This is a genomic window from Fulvivirga imtechensis AK7 (assembly GCF_000331535.1).
Taxonomy (GTDB): Bacteria; Bacteroidota; Bacteroidia; order Cytophagales; family Cyclobacteriaceae; genus Fulvivirga; species Fulvivirga imtechensis.
Map to the genome: position 1 here is coordinate 1 of NZ_AMZN01000061.1, position 22207 is coordinate 22207.

The following is a 22207-nucleotide window of genomic DNA, read 5'->3' on the forward strand; positions in this document are numbered from 1 at the left end:
CCTTTTGACCGAAATCACTGGCATGGTCCGACCGAAATAGCCACGGGGTTAGTTTTTGTAGGTTTCTTATCATATAATTCACAAAGTAGCTGAATATAAATATCTACACTATCATGCATGTGCAACACTGCAATCGAATTATTTGGATTTATTGAATTGCAATGTCTTTCACCTTCTTCAAATATAAATTTGGAAAAGGATAATCTATGCATATGATTTTCATTCAATTTCTTCATATCTCAGTCGTTCTTGTATTACCCACAACAAGTGTCTAAATGCAACGTAACTCATATACCCATTATACCTCTGAATCTACCACATTCCTACTCCCTTTCAAAGAAATATTTGCACCATACGCATAGCCTACATCAGTTACGCTCTGCTCCAAGCGCCTCACACCCCGCCCCACCCACTTGCTCATATAAAATCATCTACCTAGCTTAGCACGGCTATGGCCAGTAGGCAGTTGGCAAATAATTACGTCACGTCTCAATACTCAATACTAACATCTCAATACTCAATATGAAAATCGGACTCCTCTCAGACACCCATGGCCACCTTGATCCGAAGGTTTTTAAATACTTTGAAGAGGTTGATGAAATATGGCATGCCGGTGATATCGGGCCGGGGGTTCTGGAGCCACTGGTAGACTTTAAACCCACCAGGGCCGTTTATGGCAACATCGATGGGCACGACATCAGGATTGTATGTCCGGAGCACTATAAATTTAAATGCGAAGAGTTAAAAGTCTGGATCACTCATATAGGTGGCTACCCGCCACGCTACAATCCGAAGATCAAGGCAGCGCTTATCAAATCACCACCGGACATTTTCATCTGTGGCCATTCCCACATACTAAAGATCATGCGCGATCCAAAGATCAACAATCTCCTGTACATCAACCCCGGAGCTGCGGGCATCCATGGCTTTCATAAGGTAAAAACCCTGGTACGCTTTGACGTAATCGGCAAAGAAGTAAAAGATATGCAGGTGATTGAGCTGGGGAAGAGAGCATAGAGCTGAGGGCGGAGAGCAGAGCGCTTAGCGTGACTCGTGTTTGATGTTAAGAATGAACTGAGAACTGTAAACTAAGAACGGTGAACTGTAAAATAGAAAAGGCCATACCTCAACGGTACAGCCTTCCTGTAAATATTATTAAAGCTATTACTCCTTATCCTCTTTCTCTTCCTTCTTAGGAGCAGCTTTTTTAGTTTCTTTTTTCTCAGCTTTAGGCTCTTCAGCTTTTTCAGCTTTAGCTTCTTTTGCAGGAGCTTTAGCCTCAGCTTTTTCAGCCTTAGCTTCTTCCTTCTTAGTATCGGCTTTAGCAGCACCTTTAGAGCCTTTTTTGAACTCTTCTTTGATCTGCTCTACGTCAACGCTTTTAATAACAGGCTTAGTATTCAACCTCTGGATATTTTCCTGTCTCACTTTAGCCTTTACTTTATTTCTTTTCGCTTTTCTTTTAAGTCTGGTAACAGCCATTTCTGATATATTTTTGTCAAAAGAGGCTGCAAAGATAGTGTAATAGGAATTAATAATAAAAGAAAAATATAAAATTAATCACCTGTGAAGGCTTTTATTTTACAAAAATCATTTCATCGCTTTTTTGTAGTTTTGCGGCCATGAGTCAGAAACCTACACTACCCAAAGGTACCCGCGATTTCGGACCTCAGCAAATGGCGAAGAGAAACTTTGTTTTCAGCGCTATCAAGGAGGTATTTGAAAAATACGGCTTTATGCCACTCGAAACACCGGCTATGGAAAACCTGTCTGTGCTGACAGGCAAATATGGTGACGAAGGGGATCAGTTGCTGTTTAAGATCCTGAATTCGGGCGACTTCCTTTCCAATGCCGATGTGAATGATTTTAATGAAGGCTCCAGAGCATTGCTACCAAAAATAGCAGAAAAAGGGCTCAAATACGATCTCACCGTACCCTTTGCACGATATGTGGTCATGAACAGGCATGAGCTGACGCTGCCATTTAAAAGGTATCAGATACAACCGGTATGGCGGGCTGACCGACCCCAAAAAGGAAGATACAGGGAGTTTTTTCAATGTGATGCCGATGTTGTAGGTACCGACTCCCTCATTTGTGAAGCTGAAATTGTATTGATGATCAATGAAGTGTTCAGCAAACTGGGTATAGATGATTTCAATATAAAGATCAACCACAGACAGATTCTCACCGGTATTACCGAAGCTATCGGAGCAGGGGGAAAAGAGAGTGATTTTTGTGTGTCCATAGATAAACTTGACAAAATAGGACTTGAAAAAGTACTGGAAGAAATGAAGGAACGGGGCATTAGCCCGGAAGCTACTGAAAAAGCTGTTCCCATTCTTCAGCTTCAGGGGTCCATCGAAGAGAAAATAGCCGCGCTTAAAGATATTTTAAAGAACTCTGATGCAGGACAAAAAGGCATCAGCGATATTGAAGAAGCACTTACGACACTAAAATCGTTTGACCTAAGCAACCATCGCATTGATTTCGATGTAACGTTGGCAAGAGGTCTGAGCTACTACACCGGAGCCATTTTCGAAGTGAAAGTCAAAAATGTTAGCATTGGAAGTGTAAGTGGTGGAGGCCGCTATGACGACCTGACCGGGGTGTTTGGTATGTCTGGACTTTCAGGGGTGGGTTTTTCATTTGGCGTAGACAGGATCTACGATGTCATGGAAGAGTTGAATCTCTTCCCGAAAGAAGCGCTGACTTCCACTGAGGTATTGATCATCCATTTCGATGAAGCATCAATGAAATACGGCCTTTCGGTATTGGGAAAATTGCGCCGGGCCGGCATAAAATCAGAGATATACCCCGACCAGGCAAAGATCAAGAAACAGTTCAACTATGCTGATAAGAAAAACATTCAACATACCATCGTCATAGGCTCCGAAGAAGTTTCCTCAGGTAAACTGACCCTTAGAAACATGGTATCCGGCCAGGAGGAGAAATTAACCATTGAAGAAATAATCCATAAATTGCAAAGCACTAAATGAGTAAAATCCATTACATCTCAGATCAACCTTTAACCCTGGAGCAGGTCCAGGACATTATTTATGGAGAATACAGCCTTCAGTTGAGCCCTGAGGCAGCAGAAAAGATCAACAAGTGCCGCAATTACCTGGATCAGAAGGTACAGACTTCTTCCGAACCCGTATACGGTATCAATACAGGATTTGGCTCCCTATACAATAAAAACATTTCAAAGGACGACCTTAGCAAGCTCCAGGAAAACCTGGTAAAATCACATGCCTGCGGAACTGGCGCTGAAGTTCCGGAAGATATTGTACGGCTGATGCTGCTTTTAAAGATCCAGTCGCTTTCCTATGGTAACTCAGGTACGCAGTTAGCCACAGTTAATCGTCTGATAGACTTCTTCAACGAGGGTATTCATCCGGTAGTGTACGAAATGGGCTCTTTAGGAGCTTCCGGTGACCTGGCGCCTCTGGCCCACCTTTCCCTCCCTCTCATCGGGCTTGGCGAAGTAAACTATAAGGGCAAACGATATTCCGGCAAAGACATTAATGAGCAAATGGGCTATGACCTCATCTCCTTTCGTGCCAAAGAAGGACTTGCCCTGCTGAATGGTACCCAGTTGATGAGTGCATATGGGGTATGGTCGCTGATCAATGGAGGGCGGCTCCTGGAGCTGGCCAATACCATTGGGGCACTCTCACTGGACGGTTTTGATGGCAGAATTGAACCTTTTTATGACAAGGTTCATCAGATCAGGCCACAAAGAGGACAAATTTCCACCGCCACAAGGTTTAGGGAACTGCTGGATGGCAGCGAGATCATCTCTCAACCCAAAAAACACGTACAGGACCCCTATTCTTTCAGATGCATCCCCCAAGTGCATGGCGCAAGCGCGGATGCCATTGCTTATGTGAAAGAGATTTTTCTCACTGAAATTAATGGCGTAACCGACAATCCAAATGTATTCCCTGATGACGATCAGATCATATCGGCCGGCAACTTCCACGGACAGCCGCTGGCGCTTCCCCTGGATTTCCTGTGTCTGGCGCTGGCTGAGCTAGGTAATATTTCCGAGCGCAGGACCTATCAGTTGATATCCGGAGCTCGTGACCTACCCAATTACCTTGTGGCCAATCCGGGTATTAACTCAGGACTGATGATACCACAATACACAGCCGCATCACTTGTGAGCCAGAATAAGCAGTACTGTACTCCTGCTTCTGCCGACTCCATTGTGTCTTCCAACGGTCAGGAGGACCACGTGAGTATGGGCGCCAATGCTGCTGTGAAGGTTTATAAGGTAGTCAACAACCTGTGCAGCATTCTCGCGATCGAGCTGATCACTGCCACACAGGCATTGGAATTCAGAAGGCCGCTGAAAACTTCCCCTTTCCTGGAAAGCTTCGTGAGCAATTTCAGAGAAAAAGTACCGTTTATAGAAGACGACCGGGTGCTATATGAGGATATTGCCCGGGCGGTGCAGTTTCTAAGGACCGTAAGGCTGTAAAACTTTGAAAACCATACTGAAAAATATCGCTGTTTTACTGTTTTTCCTGCTGACAACCCCGGCAACAGCACAGTATTCCAGCGATAACGGGTGGTTTACAGTCGATGAGGTGAGCGGTTGTGAAGGTTTGACCGTTAACATTACTATTGATGCCAGCGCTCCTTGTAACTGTGGCACATCAGGCTGCCCATGCGATTTTGACTACGAAGGCGATGGCACATATGATCCAAAAAGCAATCCATTCACCTTTACGTTTGATGATCCGGGTAACTACAGACTGGAGATCCTGTTTCCTAATCCCTTCGGGTCAGACTATATTGACATCAAAATTGCAAATAACATTGCCCCTGATTTTAACATCCACTCCTGTTCCGGAGAAACAATCGTGATCGACATCACGGATAACAATTTTGACAACTATATCATTGACTATGATGATGGTGTGGTAGAAACCATTACCAAGGGAAGTCCGGCTCCACAGCACAACTATGCGAATAATACAGCAAGAACAGTACGTGTCAGGGGATTAAACAATAATGCTGCCGACAATTGCGCGGTAGCCAATAATACGGTTACCCCACTGGCAACGCTTCCCGCACCGGCCATCACTTCGCTGGCCATGCTGGATAACAGTAGCCTGGAACTCAACTACGACCTACAGCCGGATATAAAATATGATCTTGAAATACTCCCTCCAAACGCTACTAAATATAGCTATGTAAAAGGGATATCAGAAAGCACATTAAAAGATACCATTAGAAACCTTAGTCTATCCGATAACTATTATTGTTTTAGAATAGCCGTTCGTGATCCGTGCAACAACACCGTGGCGGCCTATTCCAATAGTGTTTGCAGCATTGACCTCAACCTTTCCACTCAGGACAATGTAAATGTACTGACCTGGCAAACTACTGATCCGGATATTAATTTCAGTCTGGTGAGGGATGATTTGCTGACACAGCCTGTTTCAGCTTCCGCAAGATCTTATAATGACACCAACATTGAATGTAATATTGATTATTGCTATACGCTGGTGGCCAACTACACCAACGGACATACGAGTACATCTCTTACACAGTGTGGCACTTCTTTCAGCACCACTCCTCCCGCAGAGGTGCGTAATATATCTACCATTGTAAATGGTACTGCTATCAACATTGTATGGGAGGCTCCGGCCAATAACATTGCTGAATACAGGATAAAAAGAGATGTCAATGCTATTGCAACAGTAACTAATGCTACAGAATATCTGGACGAAGGCTTAGCTCCACAAGAAAAATCATACTGCTATAATATAAATACTACAGATGAGTGCGGAAACAACAACAATCAAAGCATCACAGCATGCTCCATACGACTAACCGGCACCATAGACAGCAATAATAACATACAGCTATCCTGGAATTCATATGAAGGCTGGACAAATGGCGCAGCACAGTATATCATTGAAAAATCATATAGCTCAGGAGGCACCTCACAAATAACCACAAATGACACTTCCTTCGAAGAAGTTGAAAACAACAACAACCAACAGGTAATCCAGTATAGAATTATAGCAAGGCCTGTAAATAATACACTCACAGGATCTGTATCCAACGTAATTACCATTATAAAACCGGTCAATGTATATTACCCCAACGCCTTCACACCGGATGGAAACGGAACCAACGAAGAATTCAGAGTGCATGGGAAGTTTATTGCCAGTTATGAATTGCAGGTATACAATCGTTGGGGAGAACTGATCTTCTTTTCCGACAACATGGACAAAGGGTGGAATGGCACTTACAATGGCAGTATGCTTCCGGAAGGCACCTATGCTTTTATAGCCAGAATGCACGATATGGCAGGCCGCGAGATCGAGAAGTCAGGCACCATTCTGCTTCTGCGAAGGTAAATGAAATATCATAAGGTAAAGCCATACCGCTCCGAATAGTCTGCAGGTACCAAAAGCAGATGGCAAAAAAAGTCATGAGTACTGTTTCTTAACTTAATGGCATTGATATCTCAATACTAAATTCATACGCATGAAAGGAAAAAAGAAAGAAAGTTTTGAAATTGAGTTTATCCAGTCCATTTTTGCCGTCCAAAATATGAAACTCCAAACCTGTAACTGGGGTTTTATACACTAACTCATCAAAATTTATAGCTATGTTTGACATGATGAAGATGATGGGCAAAATGAAGGAGGTTCAGGCCAAGATCAAAGAAGCCCAGGAAAATTTAGTACACATCAAGGTGACCGGGGAGTCGGGTGCCGGCATGGTAAAAGCCACTGTGAATGGAAAAAAAGAGCTTGTAAGCCTTGAAATAGATCAGGACCTGGTAAAACCTGATGACAAAGAGATGCTCCAGGACCTGGTAATTGCCGCAGTAAATAAAGCTATGCAGGAAGTCGAGGTTTTAGCTAAAGAAGAATTAAAGAAGAGCACTGAGGGTATGCTTCCTAACATCCCGGGACTTGACCTGGGCGGATTGGTATAAATGAAAAAAGCTGCTGTTGTTATTCTCAACTACAACGGAGAGCGTTATCTCCGTCAATTCTTGCCTTTAGTTATTACCCACAGTGTCAATTGCTATGTCATAGTTGCAGACAACTGCTCAACTGATGGCTCCTTGGCATATATAGAGCAGCATCACCCGGAAGTAGAGATACTTCGGCTATCGAAAAACTCCGGCTACAGCCAGGGGTATAATGAAGCATTGCAGCTTGTTAAGGCTGACTACTACATACTGCTCAACTCCGATATAGAAGTAACTGAAAACTGGACACAACCTATTCTTGAAATGTTGGACAGCGATCCTTCGGTTGTAGCAGCTCAGCCAAAAATATTATCCTGGCATCAAAAGTCTTATTTCGAATATGCGGGTGCAGGCGGTGGCTACATCGATTCGCTGGGATATCCCTTCTGTCGGGGTCGCTTATTTAATACCCTTGAGGAAGACAAAGGGCAGTACAACGGTACCCAACAGATATTCTGGGCCACAGGGGCCTGTTTATTTATTCGTGCTGACACTTTCCACGAATTGGGTGGTTTCGATCCTGATTTCTTTGCCCACATGGAAGAAATCGATCTCTGCTGGAGGATCAATGGGGCAGGTTATAAGATAATGTACAATGGCAACAGTACAGTTTATCATGTTGGAGGGGGCACCCTGCATAAATCCAATCCACATAAAACATACCTTAATTTCAGAAATGGCCTTGCATTGGTCTACAAAAACTACAATACCAGGGAGCTCTGGCTGAAATTTCCCATCAGGATTGCGCTGGACATTGTAGCGGCCATGAAATTCATGCTTTTTGATACTGTGGCTGATGGTATGGCAGTGCTTAAGGCTCACTGGCATTTCTGGATAGAATGGAAGGTCAATTATAAAAAGCGAAGAAATACTCAAAAGCAGAAGAGGTATTTCCATCTATCAACCATTTACAAAGGCTCTGTAGTGTTCCAATACTTTATAAAAGGTGTACGAAGCTTTTCTGCATTGAAGTTTAAGCCATAATGGATCAGTATCAGTATGAAAAAGTTGGCAATCGGCAGAAGCAGTAGGCAAAGGTTACTTCAAAAACAACTTCACCGCTCCGGATTTCTTAGTTAGTATCTATAAGAAAACTCTAAGTGGCTTTAAGAAAACGTTAAGGTCAAGCTTGTGAAGTGCCAAAAAGCGGAGCGTGCTGGGGTATGTGAGCATTTTTGGGATGAGCATAACGCAGACATTGACGTTTTCTTAGAGACACCAGTTAAAAGCAGGCCATGAAACATAATTTCTACCAATGCTGTGGAACGCTAAGCTTTACCAAACTATAAAAGTTTAGTAAAGCACTCCCCGAATCTACCGTTTCGCTTGCCCCATACTTCCGACTTCCGACTCCGGTCTTCCGACTTTAATAATACCAAACGGAATTTTTCCTTCTGCGCAAGTGCTTTCGTATGTTCATAATGAAAGCCATAGCAAGGTAAATAATCAGTGGAGAGCCAAATGTCAGGAACGAAGCATAAATAAAGTACAACCTGATACTGGAGCTGGCAATCCCCAACTTTTCACCCAACCTGGAACAGACACCGAAAGCGTACTTTTCAAAAAAATGTTGTAACCTTTTCATTATGAGGCACTTTTAAGAAGAAGAACATATACATCAATTAATAAAAACGGCACTTGATCCGTATTATTATGTTACTTATCGACAAATATGCGCCTTTACAAATATAATAAGCATATTAACAAAAGTCACCTAGTTATTTCTTATTTTTTTTAACTATAATTGCATTAAATATTATATACGCATAATTTTGATATCCTAAAATTCAACCAAGACATTAAAAACGAAATCCAATGAGAAAATTATTCTACGCTATAGCTTTGTTTGGAGTGTTATCCTTATCAGGTTGCGCACTGAACCAAATGGTTAAGATGGCGGAGGACCAGAATCTTACCGTTACTCCCAATCCCCTGGAGGTACATGCAGACACCGTTGCTTTTGAAATGTCAGCAAACCTTCCTGTAAAAATGCTTAAGAAAGGAAAAGTTTATTCCATCAACACATTCTATAAGTATGGGGACAACGAAATTGCATTAGAACCGGTTCAATTTAAAGCCGATGATTATCCTAATGCAGGGGATCAGCAGCCTAAGCAGACAAAAGAATATGCTTTTGCCTATTCTCCTGCTATGAACAATGGCATGCTCGAAGTACAGGGTGTAGCTTCTGATCCTAAAAACGGAAAATCAAAAGAAACAGAAAGAATGGCTGTTGCTCCCGGAGTAATAACCACTTCCAAGTTGGTAGAGCCTGTATATTTTGCAGCTTATGCTGATCATGGCTACAACAACCAGGAAGAACTAGTCCCAACAAGAGTTAACTTCTATTTCGATCAGGGCAGGTCTGAATTGAAGTACTCTGAGAGAAGAAGTAACAGAGGCAGCAAACTTTCGGCTTATATTGCTGAAAAGAATGCTACAAGAACAGTAACTATCACTGGTACCCACTCTCCTGAGGGTGCAGAACGAATCAACGCCAGACTTGCTAAAGACAGAGCGGTGGCCATCCAGACGTTCTACACCAGAGAGATGAAAAAGTATGACTACAAAGGCCTTGCTGATTCTATCAAATTTATCACAAAGGATGTTGTTGAAGATTGGTCAGTATTTAAAGATTCTTTAGCTGTTTACGAAGGCATCTCTTCTGAGGAGAAATCAGCTTATCTTGATATCATCAACGGACCGGGTTCTTACGAAGACAAAGAAGACAAACTTCATAAGCTTCCTACTTACACCAAAGTGTTCAGAGAGCTGTATCCTAAATTAAGGGTAGCAAAAACTGAGATACTTACCGTAAAAGAAAAGAAAACCGATGCTGAGATCTCTGTTTTAGCTAAGCAAATTGCTAACGAATCAGCTCCTGCTGACACTTTATCAGAAGAAGAATTGCTTTATGCCGCCACTTTAACTCCTTCACTTCAGGAAAAAGAAGCTATCTACAAAGCTGCTACGAAAAATACCAGTTGGGTAGCTCACAACAACCTGGGCGCTGTTTATGTAGAAATGGCTAAAGAAGGTGACAAGGAGAAATATATGGATATGGCTGCAACTCAATTCGAGATTGCTATGAACAAAAAAGAAACTGCAGAGGTACATGCTAACATGGCTACTGTTGAACTGATGAAAGGCAATGCCTACAAAGCATACTCTCACATCCAGAAGGCAAATTCTATGAGCCCTGGTAATGAGCTTTCTCAAGGGATCAACGGTGTTAAAGGTTCTGCAGAGATCATGATGGCGAAATATGATGATGCCGTTAAATCTACTGCAAATGCTGAGAATACTGCTGAAAACTTATTCAACAAAGGTCTTGCTCAAGTATTGAACAAAGATTATCAAAATGCATTGACTTCTTTCAAAGAAGCCACTGAGAAAGACAGCAACATGGCTATCGCATACTACGGTGCGGCTATCGCTAATGCACACTTAGGAAAAGAGTCTGATGTTTACAGCAGCATCGAAAAAGCTGTTCAGGCTAACCCTGAACTTAAAGAAAAAGTGCTTAATGATCTTGAATTTGCTACTTACGTAAGCAATGAGCAATTCAGAAATATACTTAAATAATTAAGTTTATAAGAATATTTAAAAGCCCTGGGGGAAATTTCTCCCGGGGCTTTTTTTATCGATTCTCTGAAGTATTTATTGGCAATTTGCATCTGACAGAGATACAATCGTTTGCGCCAGACATGGTATACGCTCCCGGCACTTTCTACATACCGTAAAATGTTGATCACCGTCTGTAGATAATCAATATTTTATGATTATGGATTTTGCTGTTAATGTCGCGAGTGCTATTTTTACAAACCAATTTTAAACCCTATAAAATGAGAGAAATACAATTTAGAGAAGCTTTAGGCGAAGCCATGAGTGAAGAAATGCGCAGGGACGAAAAGGTATTCCTGATGGGTGAGGAAGTAGCAGAGTACAATGGCGCATACAAAGTAAGCCAAGGCATGCTTGATGAGTTTGGTCCGGAACGTGTAATTGACACTCCTATTGCTGAATTGGGTTTTGCCGGTGTAGGCGTTGGCGCTGCTATGAATGGGCTAAGGCCAATCATCGAATTTATGACTTTTAATTTCTCTTTAGTAGCAATAGATCAGGTGATCAACAGCGCTGCCAAAATGATGTCGATGTCTGGCGGCCAATTTAATATACCAATGGTTTTCAGAGGGCCTACCGGAAATGCCGGAATGTTGAGCTCGCAGCACTCTCAGAATTTTGAAAGCTGGTATGCCAACTGCCCAGGGCTAAAAGTGGTTGTACCTTCTAACCCTTATGATGCCAAAGGCTTGCTGAAATCATCGATCAGAGACAATGACCCTGTCATCTTCATGGAATCTGAATTGATGTACGGAGAAAAAGGTGAAGTACCTGAAGGTGAGTACCTGATACCTCTTGGATCAGCGGATATAAAGAGAGAAGGAAGTGATGTAACAATAGTGTCATTTGGAAAAGTGCTGAAGGTAGCGATGCAAGCTGCCGAAGAGGCCGCTAAAAATGGTGTTTCCGTTGAGGTGGTAGATTTGCGATCAGTACGTCCGATCGACTATGCTACCGTGGTAGAGTCGGTAAAAAAGACGAATAGGCTAATTATAGTAGAGGAAGCATGGCCATTGGCTGCTATCAGCTCAGAGATCACTTATCATGTGCAAAAGCATGCTTTTGATTATTTAGATGCTCCTATCCACAGGATCAATAGCATGGATGTGCCGCTTCCGTATGCTCCCACACTGATAGAGGCCATTCTACCTAACGTAAAAAGGACCATGGATGCTATTAGCGCGGTTACCTATAAATAATGTCGCATAGCGTTGGACAAAGAAACTCTCAAGCGTCAGGCGGTTCTAAACCCTCTGACGCTTACCACAGGACACCCATCCCATTATTCATTGCTTGTTTCAGGCCAATACAATAACTCAATGAGTTTAAACCTGGAAAGCGAAAGACTGATGATCCGCAACCTAAAGGAAGAGGACCTTCATCATTTCTTTCACTACCGCTCCGATCCTGAGGTTTGTCGCTACCAGGACTGGGATACTTTTGATAAGGAGGCTACTCTGGAATTCATCAAAGATCAGCAGAAAAAAGGAATGCATGACCTGGAAGAGTGGGTACAACTGGCCATCGAGCTAAAGGCGGAAAATCACCTCATCGGTGATATTGCCTTCCGGAGGTATGACAAAGATGGAAGCCTTGTAGAGGTAGGTTATGCCATAACCCCTGGCCATCAGCGTAAAGGCTATGCTTTTGAGGCGCTGCAGTTGCTCATCAGTCACTTCTTTGATAAGATGGATGTTCATAAAATCACTGCCCGGGTAGATCCAAGAAATGAAGGCTCGCTTGGACTTCTTGATCGATTAAATTTTGTTAAAGAAGGACATATCCGCAAGTGTTTCTATGATCCCATTGACAAGGAATGGGTTGATGAAATAGTTTACGGACTGTTAGCAGAAGATTTTCGCAGATAAACGGGTATTCCATTATCCAACCGCTTGTGCAAAGGCTAGCATCATGCTTTAAAGTGACATGATTATGAGTAGCACCGGATTTTTTTTATATTGAAATTTAACCTGATTCATCCTTATGAGAACTCATGCTGAATTTAAAAAAAAGAACAAAGCTGCTGCGAACAATGCCCATAAAAATGGAAGTACACACAAAACTACAGTACAAAATAATCACCTGCAGCAGGTTATCGATAACAGCCCTCAGGTAAGGCAATACAAGGCCTTTCAGGGTTTAGCTGACGAGGCCCTGCATTCAGGCAACGGGTCTGCTACACAACTTTTAAAAGCGAAACAACCCAACAGAACGGGTATACCCGATAATATAAAGTCAAATATTGAGCACCTCTCCGGTTATTCCATGGATGACGTAAAGGTGCATTATAACTCTGAAAAACCAACTCAGCTCAATGCTCACGCCTATGCACAAGGCAGTGACATCCATATAGCACCCGGACAGGAGAAGCATCTGGGGCATGAAGCGTGGCATGTGGTACAACAAAAACAGGGACGGGTAGCGCCCACCTTAAAGCTAAAAAGCGGTGTGAATATCAACAATAATCCAACTTTGGAGCAGGAAGCCGACAAAATGGGAGCTATCGTACAGAGGCATTCCCGAGACTACCCCCTGGTCATGAATACCCTTACTCCTACAACTAACTCTGATGCCATTCAGAGGGTCGAGGATATTGAAATGAATGCTGGCGAAGAAGATCTGGAAAACAATTATAAGCGAAAGATCATTGTTGACAGAATATATAGCTACATCAAAAAAAATAACCTAATGCACGAAATCACCAACTTGATTGATACTAAGGCATTTATCAAAAACGCTGCAGAACACAAAAAGGCTTTCAGCCAGTTTCAATCAGCAGATGATGGTAAGCAGACTGCAATGACAAAAGAGATATTAGCCCGAAAATATCATGACAGCACTGCAACTGCGGAAATAACACCTGAAATGAGAGGGAAATTAGGAACTGGCCAGGCCATCAGTCCTGATGATCAGGATACTGATGGACCGGATATTACCGCCTCAACAGTGAAGATCCCCAATAAGAAAGAGGGGCGTGAAAATTTCGAAATTGACAGTAAAATGACTACAGCCAAGGCATGTGTGATTACAGCCTTGATGTTTTCAGAGGGTGGTGGCGTACTTGGGGCAAAGAGTGTGGAAGAACTACATTTCATTTTATCCACTCGCTTTGGAAGTACCTGGAGACATTATAGTGATGATGCAGTTTATAAATCATTATACGAGCACTTGGGCTATAGCAAATCAGTTCCTCAAAATCAGACCCGACTTGAAAATCTATCCAATGTAATTGGGAACAAGAGGCATGGAATGGTCTCTATCGGTGGTCATATGATTGGCTTCAAAATGGACGATGAATTACACATCAGGGATAATGATGAGGGGCTAAAAAAACCTAATCAACACAGCAAAAAACTGAAGCAGATTACTGCCATATGGACTAAGTAAACAAACTGCAAAAACATTATTTTCTCAAGGTGCCTGAAGGAAGATGTTGAGTAAAATTTGTTATAATAACATGCAAAAAGAAGTTGGTCTTACCAAAGATGTCGGTTATCAGTTTGGCCTAAGAAAAACCTTTCCTGTTTCGGTTGAACAGGCCTGGGATTTCCTGTTTTCAGATAAAGGATTAAAGATCTGGCTCGGAGCGTTAGATTCCGAACTTGAATTGAACATGCAGTATAAAACAACGGAGGGTATCGAAGGGCTTGTGAGAGTTATTAAACCTTACTCACATGTGCGAATGAACTGGAAGAAGAAGAACTGGAAAAATATGTCGACCGTGCAGGTGCGTACAATTGAAAATAATGGAAAAACTACCATCAGCTTTCACCAGGAGAAACTTTTAAACGCTGCGCAAAGGGAGGAAATGAAGGCCTATTGGAATAGAAAAATGAATGAATTATCAGAGAAATTAACCGCCAATAGTCAAGAATAAAAAGCAGAGCCCCACAAGACTCTGCCTTTTTCCGTATTTGGGTTAACTAAACTTCTTTTCCTTTCAGCATATTTTTCCAATACAAGTGGGGCAAACCATATTTCTTCAGCATCCACAGCCTCCAATGTTCTTTACTGCTATCGAACACCAGCATGCGCTTCAGCTTTGGATCCGGTGTGAAATTATTGTTGTAGTCAAACTCCGCTAAAGTCATTTTGCCTTTGCCCGTTACCAGTGGACATGATGAATATCCATTGTACAATTTCCCTCCTAACGTCTTTTGCCCGATCAGCGTCATGATATGGTCAACAATAACAGGGACCTGCTTTCTTATGGCAGCGCCTGTCTTTGCTGTTGGCAAACCGGCTACATCTCCAACTCCAAATATGTTGGCATATTTGTTATGTTGTAGCATATGATGATCGACATCCAACCATCCGGCAGCGTTCACCAACGAAGATTCTCTGACAAATTTCGGTGTAGCCTGCGGTGGTGCAATATGAAGCATTTCAAAAGGGATCTCAATGAAAGACTCTCCCATTAACTGCTCATTTATCACATTATTATCCTCGTTTACGATACATTCATTTTCACCAGGCTTTACATACTTGAAGGTGGCTATTCTCCTCTCGCCATCAATCTTCACCGGCGCATAAAATGGCTTAAAGTGAATGCCATATCGGTTGATAACCTTCATGAGCGTACTGGCTATTTCCTTTACTCCGAATATGGCACCTCCGGGACTTGCAAAAATTACTTCTGATTTCTCCTTCAATCCATTGCGCTGGAAATGATCCGCTGCCAGGTATGCGATCTTTTGCGGAGCTCCTCCACACTTGATAGGTGTAGTAGGTTGCGTAAATATAGCGTTACCCCCTTTGAAGTTTTTGATTACCTCCCACGTATGGTTAGGATCGGTATAGTTACTACAAACAACCCCTTTGCCCAACGAGTCCTCCAGACCTTCTATCATCGAAGGTTCCATAACTAATCCTGGGCTTACCACCAGATAATCATAAGTGATCTTTCCTGAGCTTCTGGTGCTTACACTATTATTATCCGGTTCAAAGCCGGTAGCGTAATCTTTTATCCAATCAACACCTTTCGGTATCACTGAAGTCATTGGTTTACGTGTCTTTTCAAAATTGTAAGTCCCTGCCCCTACCAGTGTCCAGGCAGGTTGGTAATAATGTGTTTCTGAAGGTTCAATAATGCCTATATCAAAAGACTTATTCTTCTTCAACATACTGGCTGCTGTCATTATGCCACCAGTTCCTCCCCCGATAATGAGTACTTGATAATGTGATTTCATTCTTATTAAAAATTATGATATCACAAATAGTACACAATTATCCCAGGGAGAAGTGTGACTTTTGTCACACAAGGGGGTTCAAAAAAAATCGCAGAGCCTATAACAAAGACTCTGCGATCGCCTAAATATTATTTTGAAGAAAACTCTATCTACCAAACGGATTCAACGCTGCCAGACCTTTCTTTCCCCCTCCCATTTTATTCATGGTCTTCATCAGCTTTTTCATATCGTTGAACTGCTTAAGCAGGTTATTCACTTCTTGTACGGATGTGCCACTACCAGTCGCAATTCGCTTTCTTCTGCTTCCATTGATAAGCTCAGGCTGCTCGCGCTCTTCGTTGGTCATAGAGCGTATGATGGCCTCTATCGGCTTAAATGAGTCATCATCTACATCAATACCTTTTAAGGCCTTACCCATACCTGGGATCATTCCCATCAGGTCTTTGATGTTACCCATTTTCTTGATCTGCTCCAGTTGAGAAAGGAAATCGTTGAAATCAAACTGATTTTTACGGATCTTTTTATTAAGTCTGCGAGCCTCCTCTTCATCAAAAGTCTGTTGTGCTTTCTCTACCAGCGATACCACATCACCCATACCCAGGATCCTGTTGGCCATCCTGTCAGGGTGAAATTTATCAATAGCATCCATTTTTTCACCGGTACTGATAAACTTAATCGGTTTATCCACTACCCTGCGAATAGAAATGGCCGCACCGCCACGTGTATCACCATCCAGTTTGGTCAATACAACACCATCGAAGTTCAGGCGGTCATTAAAAGCCTTGGCTGTATTTACCGCATCCTGACCTGTCATGGAGTCGACTACAAAGAGGGTTTCAGAGGGATTGAGCGCTTGCTTCAGACGAGTGATCTCATCCATCATCTCCTCATCAACCGCCAAACGGCCGGCTGTATCGACTATTACTATCTTCTTGTTATTATCCTTCGCGTATTTGATCGCATTATTGGCAATCTTAACGGCATCCTTGTTCTCAGGCTCGGCATATACATCTACTTTGATCTGCTCGCCAAGTACTTTCAACTGGTCGATGGCAGCAGGTCGGTAAATGTCACATGCGGTCAAAAGTACCTGACGCCCCTGCCCTTTCAGATAGTTGGCCAGCTTACCGGAAAAAGTGGTTTTACCGGAACCCTGCAAACCGGAAATCAATATAACCGCGGGATTGCCCTCTATGTCTATATCTTCATGCCGCCCGCCCATGAGTTCGGTGAGCTGATCATTAGTAATTTTAGTCAAAAGCTGGCCTGGTGATACTGCAGTAAGTACATCTCGCCCCAATGCCTGCTCTTTTATCTCATCCGTTACCTCCTTGGCTACCTTATAGTTTACATCCGCATCGATCAACGCTCTTCTGATCTCCTTTACTGTGGTGGCTACGTTTACTTCCGTAATACTGCCCTGCCCTTTTAAGGTCTGGAATGCTTTTTCTAGCTTATAACTTAAATTATCAAACATATCTTTCTCAAATGGATTTTGGGTTTGCAAAAATAAGAATTTCAAAGATGAAATTTTATCTGTTCGCGATCTTTTACGGCTTTTCTGCTCTGTTCTCAGTTCTCAGTGTGTCCGTTCTCAGTTTTGCTATCGGTATGTATATAGAGGAAATACTTCTCCAGCCTCAAACTGCGCACGATCCGGGGGCAGCTCCAGAAAGGCATCTGCTTCCAGCAAATTAGCCAAATCTCCTGATCCCCTGCCCACCACCGGTTCAGCCTGCAACTCACCTCCTGCATATACAACCTTCACCTGTAGAAAATAAGACAGCTCCGGTGCAAAAGAGAAAGGCGCTGCCAGTTTTGCTTTAGCCTGTTTACCTTTTTTACCATAAGAAGCGTTAAGATAGGCCACCACATACTTGTAAAAACACATGAATGTTGAAACGGGATTGCCGGGCAATGCGAATACAGCGGTTCCTGAATTATGCTTGCCGAACCAGAAGGGTTTTCCGGGCCTCTGCTTTACGCCATGGAAATACTTTTCGACACCTAAGCTGCTCAATACCTCCGGAACATAATCCTTCTTACCTTTTGAAACACCTCCACTTAATATCACCACATCATGCTCAGCTAAAATAACTTTCAACTCTGATGTCAACACTTGTTTCTCATCTTTTATATGAAAGATATTTGTCTTGTGCCGAAGGTCGGCCAGAGCAGCTCCCAGTGCATATACATTCGATTTTCTGATTTGATAGGGGTTGGGGGTATCCTCGATATCCACCAGCTCATCGCCAGTACTTACAATAGCTATCCGCAGGTGTTTGGCTACCTTTACTTTAGATTTTCCTACCGTGGCCAATACTGCTATCTCCGCCGGAGACAATACCTGTGACTTGCTCATCAGCACATCGCCTGCTTTTCTATCGGTGCCTTTCAAATGTATGTTTTGTAACACCTTTATTTCTTCGAGATCAATGAGAGCCTTTTTACCTTCAACGGTAACATCCTCATACCGAATCACCACGTCTGTTCCCTGTGGCAGCATCGCGCCTGTCATCACTTCCAGGCAATTTTTACTATCAGATAAAACAGCCTGTGGAGAACCTGCTGTCTGTATGCCCTCTATAGTATATTCTCTCCTTCCTTTTTCCCATTCATGTGAGTCGATAGCTATTCCATCCATCATCACACGATTAAAAGGTGGAAAGTCCCGGTCTGCATATACATCTTCCATTAAGACACGGTTAAGAGCGTCATTAAACCCCACCTCCTCCACTTCAGGGCTGACAACGTGTGATAAGATTATACTGGTGGCTTCCTCTACAGCGATCATTTGCGTAACTTTGTTTATAGGTGATAGACATGGTAAAACTAGCCTTTAATTTATAAATCAGAAAAACGAAACCCTTGAAAGAGAACAAATTCACCCACGTTGATGGAGCAGGAAATCCTAAAATGGTTGACGTATCGGATAAATCAATTACGAAGCGTACAGCCAGGGCTCAGTCACGTATTGCAGTTGATAATAATATTTTGAGCTTGTTGAAAAATGACGAAATCCACACCAAAAAGGGACCTGTTTTTCATACCTGCATCATTGCAGGTGTAATGGCCGCGAAGAAGACATCAGATATTATTCCGTTTTGCCACCCCATAGCATTAGATGACTGTCAGATCAGTATACATGTAGAACAGAATGAAATCGTGATAGACTGTACAGCCATCACCACGGGAAAAACAGGTGTGGAGATGGAAGCATTAACGGGTGCATCGGCAGCAGCCCTCACCTTTTACGATATGTGTAAGGCCCTGTCACATGATATTGTGATCAAAGACACCCGGTTAATGAGCAAAACGGGTGGGAAAAAAGATTTTTTTCGATAATGACCCCTCCTCTATATGGCCTGGTGCTTATCGGTGGTAAAAGTACCCGTATGGGTACAGACAAAAGCCTGCTGAAATACCACGATAAAGATCAACGAGAACAGGTTTATCATCTACTCGACCAATACTGCTCAAAAGTATTTTTATCATGTAACCAGGAACAAGCTGATGAATTAAACCTTCCATACATAGTCGATATAAAACGTGATTTCGGCCCGTTGTCCGGCATTATGAGCGCTTTCACATATCGACCTGACGTAGCCTGGCTGGTTGTTGCATGTGATATGCCCAAAATTGACAATGAGGTGATCGAACAGTTGATCAGCAATCGAAACCCAAACATGTTAGCTACCTGCTACTATACAAACTTCCCGGAACCCCTATGCTCCATCTGGGAACCTGCTGCCTTCGAAGCTTTGAAGGAATTTTTAGAAAAACAAAGACCAAGGCCACGCATATTCCTGGAAATCAATAAGGTAGAGTATATAAAAGCAGACGCATCGCTAACTTCAAAACTGGTCAACATTAATACACCTGAAGAAAAAAAGAGAATTGAATAAATATCAGCCCCAATATGGCTGCGTGAGTCTTATTTTGGGAGAACTCCTTTAAAATTCGTAGAAGAGCTTCTACATTTTTCAGAATCAATAATTTAATTGAACTACAAATTTATTAAGTGTTATAAAACAGGAAGTTATGCATGCATAAAATTGTAAGTAGCTGATTTTCTTCATGATAAACACAAAGTTAAGCACTATTATTGCTATGCTTCATTTGTAGCAACCGTTAAGCTCATAAAGTAACCATAGGGCTAAGCCATACCAGGCCGGAGATAAATAGTCGGCAGTTGGCAGAAGCAATAGGCAAAAAAAGAGAGACGTGAGTACCTAGTCGTGAGTCATGAGTAAAAGAGTAAATAACACTGAGTTTATAGTCTCAGTTAAAAACTTACAGCTTGAAACCTGCGGCTTGTCGCTTAATTCGTAAATCAAAAATCGTAAATCGTAAATTGATTCTCAATACTCAATACTAATATCTCAATACTAAATTATATACAGATGAAGGATTTAGAAAACAACACCATTACGAAAGAGCTGATTGGGATTTTCATCTTCAGCTTTATAGTTTCCGTAGCAATTGTAGTAGTATTCTTTATGCTCCTTTAGGGGTGTGCCGAAACCCACTCCTCACCGTCTTCAAAGATTTCCTTCTTCCAGATGGGCACTGTCTGCTTTAGTGTATCTATCGCATACTGGCAGGCGGCAAAAGCTTCTTTTCTATGAGATGACGAGACCGCAATGACCACGGCAATTTCTCCAATAGTAAGCTTCCCGATTCTATGGTGAATAGTCATGTGCAGAATAGGCCATTTTTGTTTAGCTTCCTCAATGATTTTTTCAATCTCCTTTATGGCCATATTCAAATAGGTTTCAAACTCAAGCCTTATCACTTTTTTATCCCTGGTGGATGAACGCACAGTACCTATAAATACACTGACTCCTCCGGCATTGTCATCATATACTGTGGCTGTGATATTTTCAGGGTTTAGAGGGTGCTCGGTAATTTTTATCATATTATCCTCCGCTTACAGGTGGGATCAGTGCAATCTCATCTTTTTCGGAAAGCCGAAGATCGTCCGGTGCGTATTCGTTATTCACGGCTATCAACAGTGAACGTAATTTCTTCATTTCCGGATATTCCGCGTACAGGTATTTCTTCAGGTCCCCAACATATCCCCCCTCATTTAGGCGGATCGTAAATGAATGATCCCCAATAATATCCCTGGTAATGCCAAAAAGTAAAATCTTCAGATCCATGTGCTTCTGTGTGATGCCTTGTAAAACTGCCTTGTAAAACTAAGATAACTTAAAACCTTTCAGTAGTAACAATAATATGAGGAGAATTGCTTACAAAACTCCGGAATTTGTTTGTATACGCTTCACTTAACGTAATGGATTATCAATCAGGCGAACTATTGGCGGATTTAAAAAAACGACAAAAAGAACCAAAATTTGCGGATATAGGTTAAATTTGGATATGCCTAACGCTCAATTAACAGACAATTTTGGCAGGCCCATTACATATCTCAGATTGGCTGTAACAGACAGGTGCAACCTGCGTTGCTTCTATTGTATGCCGGAAGAGGGGATCAACTATCTACCGAAGAAGGAACTTCTGACCTATGAAGAAATGGAGCGACTTATTTCCGTAACATCCGAACTGGGGATTAAAAAGGTGCGCATTACAGGAGGAGAGCCGTTTGTAAGAAGAGATATGATCACCTTCCTGGAGCAGCTCAGCAAAATTCCCCTGTTAGATGAACTGCATGTCACCACAAACGGTGTTTTTACTGCCGCTTACATTGAGCAACTAAAAGCGATCAACATATCGTCCGTTAACTTAAGCCTGGACACGCTTGATCCTGATCGGTTTTTGGCCATAACACGGAGAGATGAGTTTAATAAGGTAATGCGAACTTTCAACTTGTTGCTTGAAGCGGGCATTCCACTCAAGCTGAACATGGTGGTAATGGATGGAAAAAATATTGAAGATATCCTTCCCATGGCAGAGTTAACCCGTGACCTGCCGGTATCTGTAAGATTTATTGAAGAAATGCCCTTTAACGGCACCGGTACCTACAAAGCGTTGAAATGGGACCATGCGCGTATTTTATCTACTTTAAAAGAAACCTATCCGGATATAAGCAAAATGGAAGACCCAAAAAACAGTACGGCCAGCCACTACAAAATTCCGGGCGCCTCTGGTAATATAGGCATTATCGCTGCCTATACCCGCACTTTCTGTGGCAGTTGCAACAGAATTCGGGTTACCTCTCAAGGTGTTTTGAAAACCTGCTTGTACGATAGGGGCGCCCTGGATATAAAAAGTCTATTACGCAGTAGCACATCTGATGAAGCATTAAAAGCGGAACTGATCCGAGCCATTAATTCAAGGCATAAGGATGGCTGGGCAGCCGAGGCTTCTCGCAAGGATAAGAAAAACCACGAATCGATGTCTACAATTGGTGGCTAGCATTTTTCAGATA

General features: G+C 42.4%; 21 protein-coding genes. 14 read left to right on the top strand and 7 right to left on the bottom strand.

Translation table 11 applies throughout. From position 1 onward, the window contains the following. The first annotated feature begins 522 nt into the window (after window positions 1-522). Window positions 523-1017, top strand: coding sequence for a metallophosphoesterase family protein (locus tag C900_RS17950; protein ID WP_009581554.1), 495 nt, complete (start codon window positions 523-525; stop codon window positions 1015-1017). 147 nt (window positions 1018-1164) lie between these two features. Here C900_RS17950 and C900_RS30270 read toward each other — a convergent pair whose 3' ends face one another. Beyond that, window positions 1165-1482, bottom strand: coding sequence for a hypothetical protein (locus C900_RS30270; protein ID WP_009581555.1), 318 nt, complete (start codon window positions 1480-1482; stop codon window positions 1165-1167). Between the two features lie 140 nt (window positions 1483-1622). Between C900_RS30270 and hisS the strand changes: the two genes are divergently transcribed. The 5 genes from hisS (at window position 1623) to C900_RS17980 (ending at window position 7987) form a co-directional block, all read left to right on the top strand. Beyond that, the gene (gene hisS / locus C900_RS17960) at window positions 1623-2996 is read left to right on the top strand and encodes a histidine--tRNA ligase (RefSeq protein WP_009581556.1); all 1374 of its coding nucleotides are present in this window, start codon (window positions 1623-1625) and stop codon (window positions 2994-2996) included. Continuing rightward, a complete protein-coding gene (hutH, locus tag C900_RS17965) occupies window positions 2993-4483 on the top strand; it encodes a histidine ammonia-lyase (protein ID WP_009581557.1) in 1491 nt (496 codons plus the stop codon). The genes hisS and hutH overlap by 4 nt, the downstream gene beginning before the upstream one ends. A 4-nt stretch (window positions 4484-4487) precedes the next feature. After that, the gene (locus tag C900_RS17970) at window positions 4488-6377 is read left to right on the top strand and encodes a T9SS type B sorting domain-containing protein (protein WP_009581558.1); all 1890 of its coding nucleotides are present in this window, start codon (window positions 4488-4490) and stop codon (window positions 6375-6377) included. Window positions 6378-6631: 254 nt separating this feature from the next. Beyond that, window positions 6632-6964 (top strand): YbaB/EbfC family nucleoid-associated protein, encoded by a 333-nt coding sequence (locus C900_RS17975; RefSeq protein WP_009581560.1) that lies wholly within the window; start codon window positions 6632-6634, stop codon window positions 6962-6964. Further along, entirely contained in the window at window positions 6965-7987 is a 1023-nt protein-coding gene (locus tag C900_RS17980) for a glycosyltransferase family 2 protein (protein WP_040497050.1), read from the top strand. 382 nt (window positions 7988-8369) lie between these two features. Here the strand turns inward: C900_RS17980 and C900_RS17985 are convergent, their stop codons facing one another. Further along, window positions 8370-8588 carry a PspC domain-containing protein gene (locus C900_RS17985; protein WP_009581562.1) on the bottom strand — a complete coding sequence of 73 codons (219 nt, stop codon included), beginning with the start codon at window positions 8586-8588 and terminating at the stop codon, window positions 8370-8372. Between the two features lie 230 nt (window positions 8589-8818). Between C900_RS17985 and C900_RS17990 the strand changes: the two genes are divergently transcribed. From C900_RS17990 to C900_RS18010, 5 genes are all read left to right on the top strand, one after another. Beyond that, window positions 8819-10588 (top strand): tetratricopeptide repeat protein, encoded by a 1770-nt coding sequence (locus tag C900_RS17990; protein ID WP_009581563.1) that lies wholly within the window; start codon window positions 8819-8821, stop codon window positions 10586-10588. Window positions 10589-10848: 260 nt separating this feature from the next. Beyond that, window positions 10849-11826, top strand: a complete 978-nt coding sequence (locus C900_RS17995; protein ID WP_009581565.1) for a pyruvate dehydrogenase complex E1 component subunit beta — start codon at window positions 10849-10851, stop codon at window positions 11824-11826. Window positions 11827-11946: 120 nt separating this feature from the next. After that, complete coding sequence (locus C900_RS18000) at window positions 11947-12495, top strand: GNAT family N-acetyltransferase (protein ID WP_009581566.1); 549 nt, start codon at window positions 11947-11949, stop codon at window positions 12493-12495. A gap of 115 nt (window positions 12496-12610) precedes the next feature. Then, window positions 12611-14014, top strand: coding sequence for an eCIS core domain-containing protein (locus tag C900_RS29410; RefSeq protein ID WP_009581567.1), 1404 nt, complete (start codon window positions 12611-12613; stop codon window positions 14012-14014). Window positions 14015-14084: 70 nt separating this feature from the next. After that, complete coding sequence (locus C900_RS18010) at window positions 14085-14504, top strand: SRPBCC domain-containing protein (RefSeq protein WP_009581568.1); 420 nt, start codon at window positions 14085-14087, stop codon at window positions 14502-14504. Window positions 14505-14550: 46 nt separating this feature from the next. Here the strand turns inward: C900_RS18010 and C900_RS18015 are convergent, their stop codons facing one another. The 3 genes from C900_RS18015 to C900_RS18025 all read right to left on the bottom strand — a co-directional run bounded on the left by C900_RS18015 (window position 14551) and on the right by C900_RS18025 (window position 18610). Next, complete coding sequence (locus C900_RS18015) at window positions 14551-15816, bottom strand: NAD(P)/FAD-dependent oxidoreductase (RefSeq protein WP_009581569.1); 1266 nt, start codon at window positions 15814-15816, stop codon at window positions 14551-14553. A gap of 145 nt (window positions 15817-15961) precedes the next feature. After that, window positions 15962-17293 (bottom strand): signal recognition particle protein, encoded by a 1332-nt coding sequence (gene ffh / locus C900_RS18020; protein WP_040497052.1) that lies wholly within the window; start codon window positions 17291-17293, stop codon window positions 15962-15964. Window positions 17294-17419: 126 nt separating this feature from the next. Continuing rightward, window positions 17420-18610, bottom strand: a complete 1191-nt coding sequence (locus tag C900_RS18025; protein WP_040497053.1) for a molybdopterin molybdotransferase MoeA — start codon at window positions 18608-18610, stop codon at window positions 17420-17422. Between the two features lie 74 nt (window positions 18611-18684). Here C900_RS18025 and moaC point away from each other — a divergent pair, with 74 nt between their 5' ends. Both moaC and C900_RS18035 read left to right on the top strand, forming a co-directional pair. After that, the gene (moaC, locus tag C900_RS18030) at window positions 18685-19161 is read left to right on the top strand and encodes a cyclic pyranopterin monophosphate synthase MoaC (RefSeq protein ID WP_009581573.1); all 477 of its coding nucleotides are present in this window, start codon (window positions 18685-18687) and stop codon (window positions 19159-19161) included. Continuing rightward, the gene (locus C900_RS18035) at window positions 19161-19721 is read left to right on the top strand and encodes an NTP transferase domain-containing protein (protein ID WP_009581574.1); all 561 of its coding nucleotides are present in this window, start codon (window positions 19161-19163) and stop codon (window positions 19719-19721) included. The genes moaC and C900_RS18035 overlap by 1 nt, the downstream gene beginning before the upstream one ends. Before the next feature lie 602 nt (window positions 19722-20323). Here C900_RS18035 and C900_RS18040 read toward each other — a convergent pair. Together C900_RS18040 and C900_RS18045 are read right to left on the bottom strand one after the other, a co-directional pair. Then, the gene (locus C900_RS18040; RefSeq protein WP_009581576.1) at window positions 20324-20734 is read right to left on the bottom strand and encodes a molybdenum cofactor biosynthesis protein MoaE; all 411 of its coding nucleotides are present in this window, start codon (window positions 20732-20734) and stop codon (window positions 20324-20326) included. 1 nt (window position 20735) lies between these two features. After that, window positions 20736-20978 (bottom strand): MoaD/ThiS family protein, encoded by a 243-nt coding sequence (locus tag C900_RS18045; protein ID WP_009581577.1) that lies wholly within the window; start codon window positions 20976-20978, stop codon window positions 20736-20738. Window positions 20979-21198: 220 nt separating this feature from the next. Here C900_RS18045 and moaA point away from each other — a divergent pair, with 220 nt between their 5' ends. Next, window positions 21199-22194 carry a GTP 3',8-cyclase MoaA gene (gene moaA, locus C900_RS18050; protein ID WP_009581578.1) on the top strand — a complete coding sequence of 332 codons (996 nt, stop codon included), beginning with the start codon at window positions 21199-21201 and terminating at the stop codon, window positions 22192-22194. Window positions 22195-22207: the final 13 nt, after the last annotated feature.

Coding starts and splice junctions, on each gene's coding strand:
- moaA (WP_009581578.1), top strand. CDS start 21,199: ATGCCTAACGCTCAATTAACAGACAATTTTGGCAGGCCCATTACATAT.
- C900_RS17980 (WP_040497050.1), top strand. CDS start 6,965: ATGAAAAAAGCTGCTGTTGTTATTCTCAACTACAACGGAGAGCGTTAT.
- C900_RS17995 (WP_009581565.1), top strand. CDS start 10,849: ATGAGAGAAATACAATTTAGAGAAGCTTTAGGCGAAGCCATGAGTGAA.
- hutH (WP_009581557.1), top strand. CDS start 2,993: ATGAGTAAAATCCATTACATCTCAGATCAACCTTTAACCCTGGAGCAG.
- C900_RS18035 (WP_009581574.1), top strand. CDS start 19,161: ATGACCCCTCCTCTATATGGCCTGGTGCTTATCGGTGGTAAAAGTACC.
- C900_RS17950 (WP_009581554.1), top strand. CDS start 523: ATGAAAATCGGACTCCTCTCAGACACCCATGGCCACCTTGATCCGAAG.
- C900_RS18015 (WP_009581569.1), bottom strand. CDS start 15,816: ATGAAATCACATTATCAAGTACTCATTATCGGGGGAGGAACTGGTGGC.
- C900_RS18040 (WP_009581576.1), bottom strand. CDS start 20,734: ATGATAAAAATTACCGAGCACCCTCTAAACCCTGAAAATATCACAGCC.
- C900_RS29410 (WP_009581567.1), top strand. CDS start 12,611: ATGAGAACTCATGCTGAATTTAAAAAAAAGAACAAAGCTGCTGCGAAC.
- C900_RS30270 (WP_009581555.1), bottom strand. CDS start 1,482: ATGGCTGTTACCAGACTTAAAAGAAAAGCGAAAAGAAATAAAGTAAAG.
- C900_RS17985 (WP_009581562.1), bottom strand. CDS start 8,588: ATGAAAAGGTTACAACATTTTTTTGAAAAGTACGCTTTCGGTGTCTGT.
- C900_RS17990 (WP_009581563.1), top strand. CDS start 8,819: ATGAGAAAATTATTCTACGCTATAGCTTTGTTTGGAGTGTTATCCTTA.
- hisS (WP_009581556.1), top strand. CDS start 1,623: ATGAGTCAGAAACCTACACTACCCAAAGGTACCCGCGATTTCGGACCT.
- C900_RS18025 (WP_040497053.1), bottom strand. CDS start 18,610: ATGATCGCTGTAGAGGAAGCCACCAGTATAATCTTATCACACGTTGTC.
- C900_RS18000 (WP_009581566.1), top strand. CDS start 11,947: ATGAGTTTAAACCTGGAAAGCGAAAGACTGATGATCCGCAACCTAAAG.
- C900_RS18010 (WP_009581568.1), top strand. CDS start 14,085: ATGCAAAAAGAAGTTGGTCTTACCAAAGATGTCGGTTATCAGTTTGGC.
- C900_RS18045 (WP_009581577.1), bottom strand. CDS start 20,978: ATGGATCTGAAGATTTTACTTTTTGGCATTACCAGGGATATTATTGGG.
- ffh (WP_040497052.1), bottom strand. CDS start 17,293: ATGTTTGATAATTTAAGTTATAAGCTAGAAAAAGCATTCCAGACCTTA.
- C900_RS17975 (WP_009581560.1), top strand. CDS start 6,632: ATGTTTGACATGATGAAGATGATGGGCAAAATGAAGGAGGTTCAGGCC.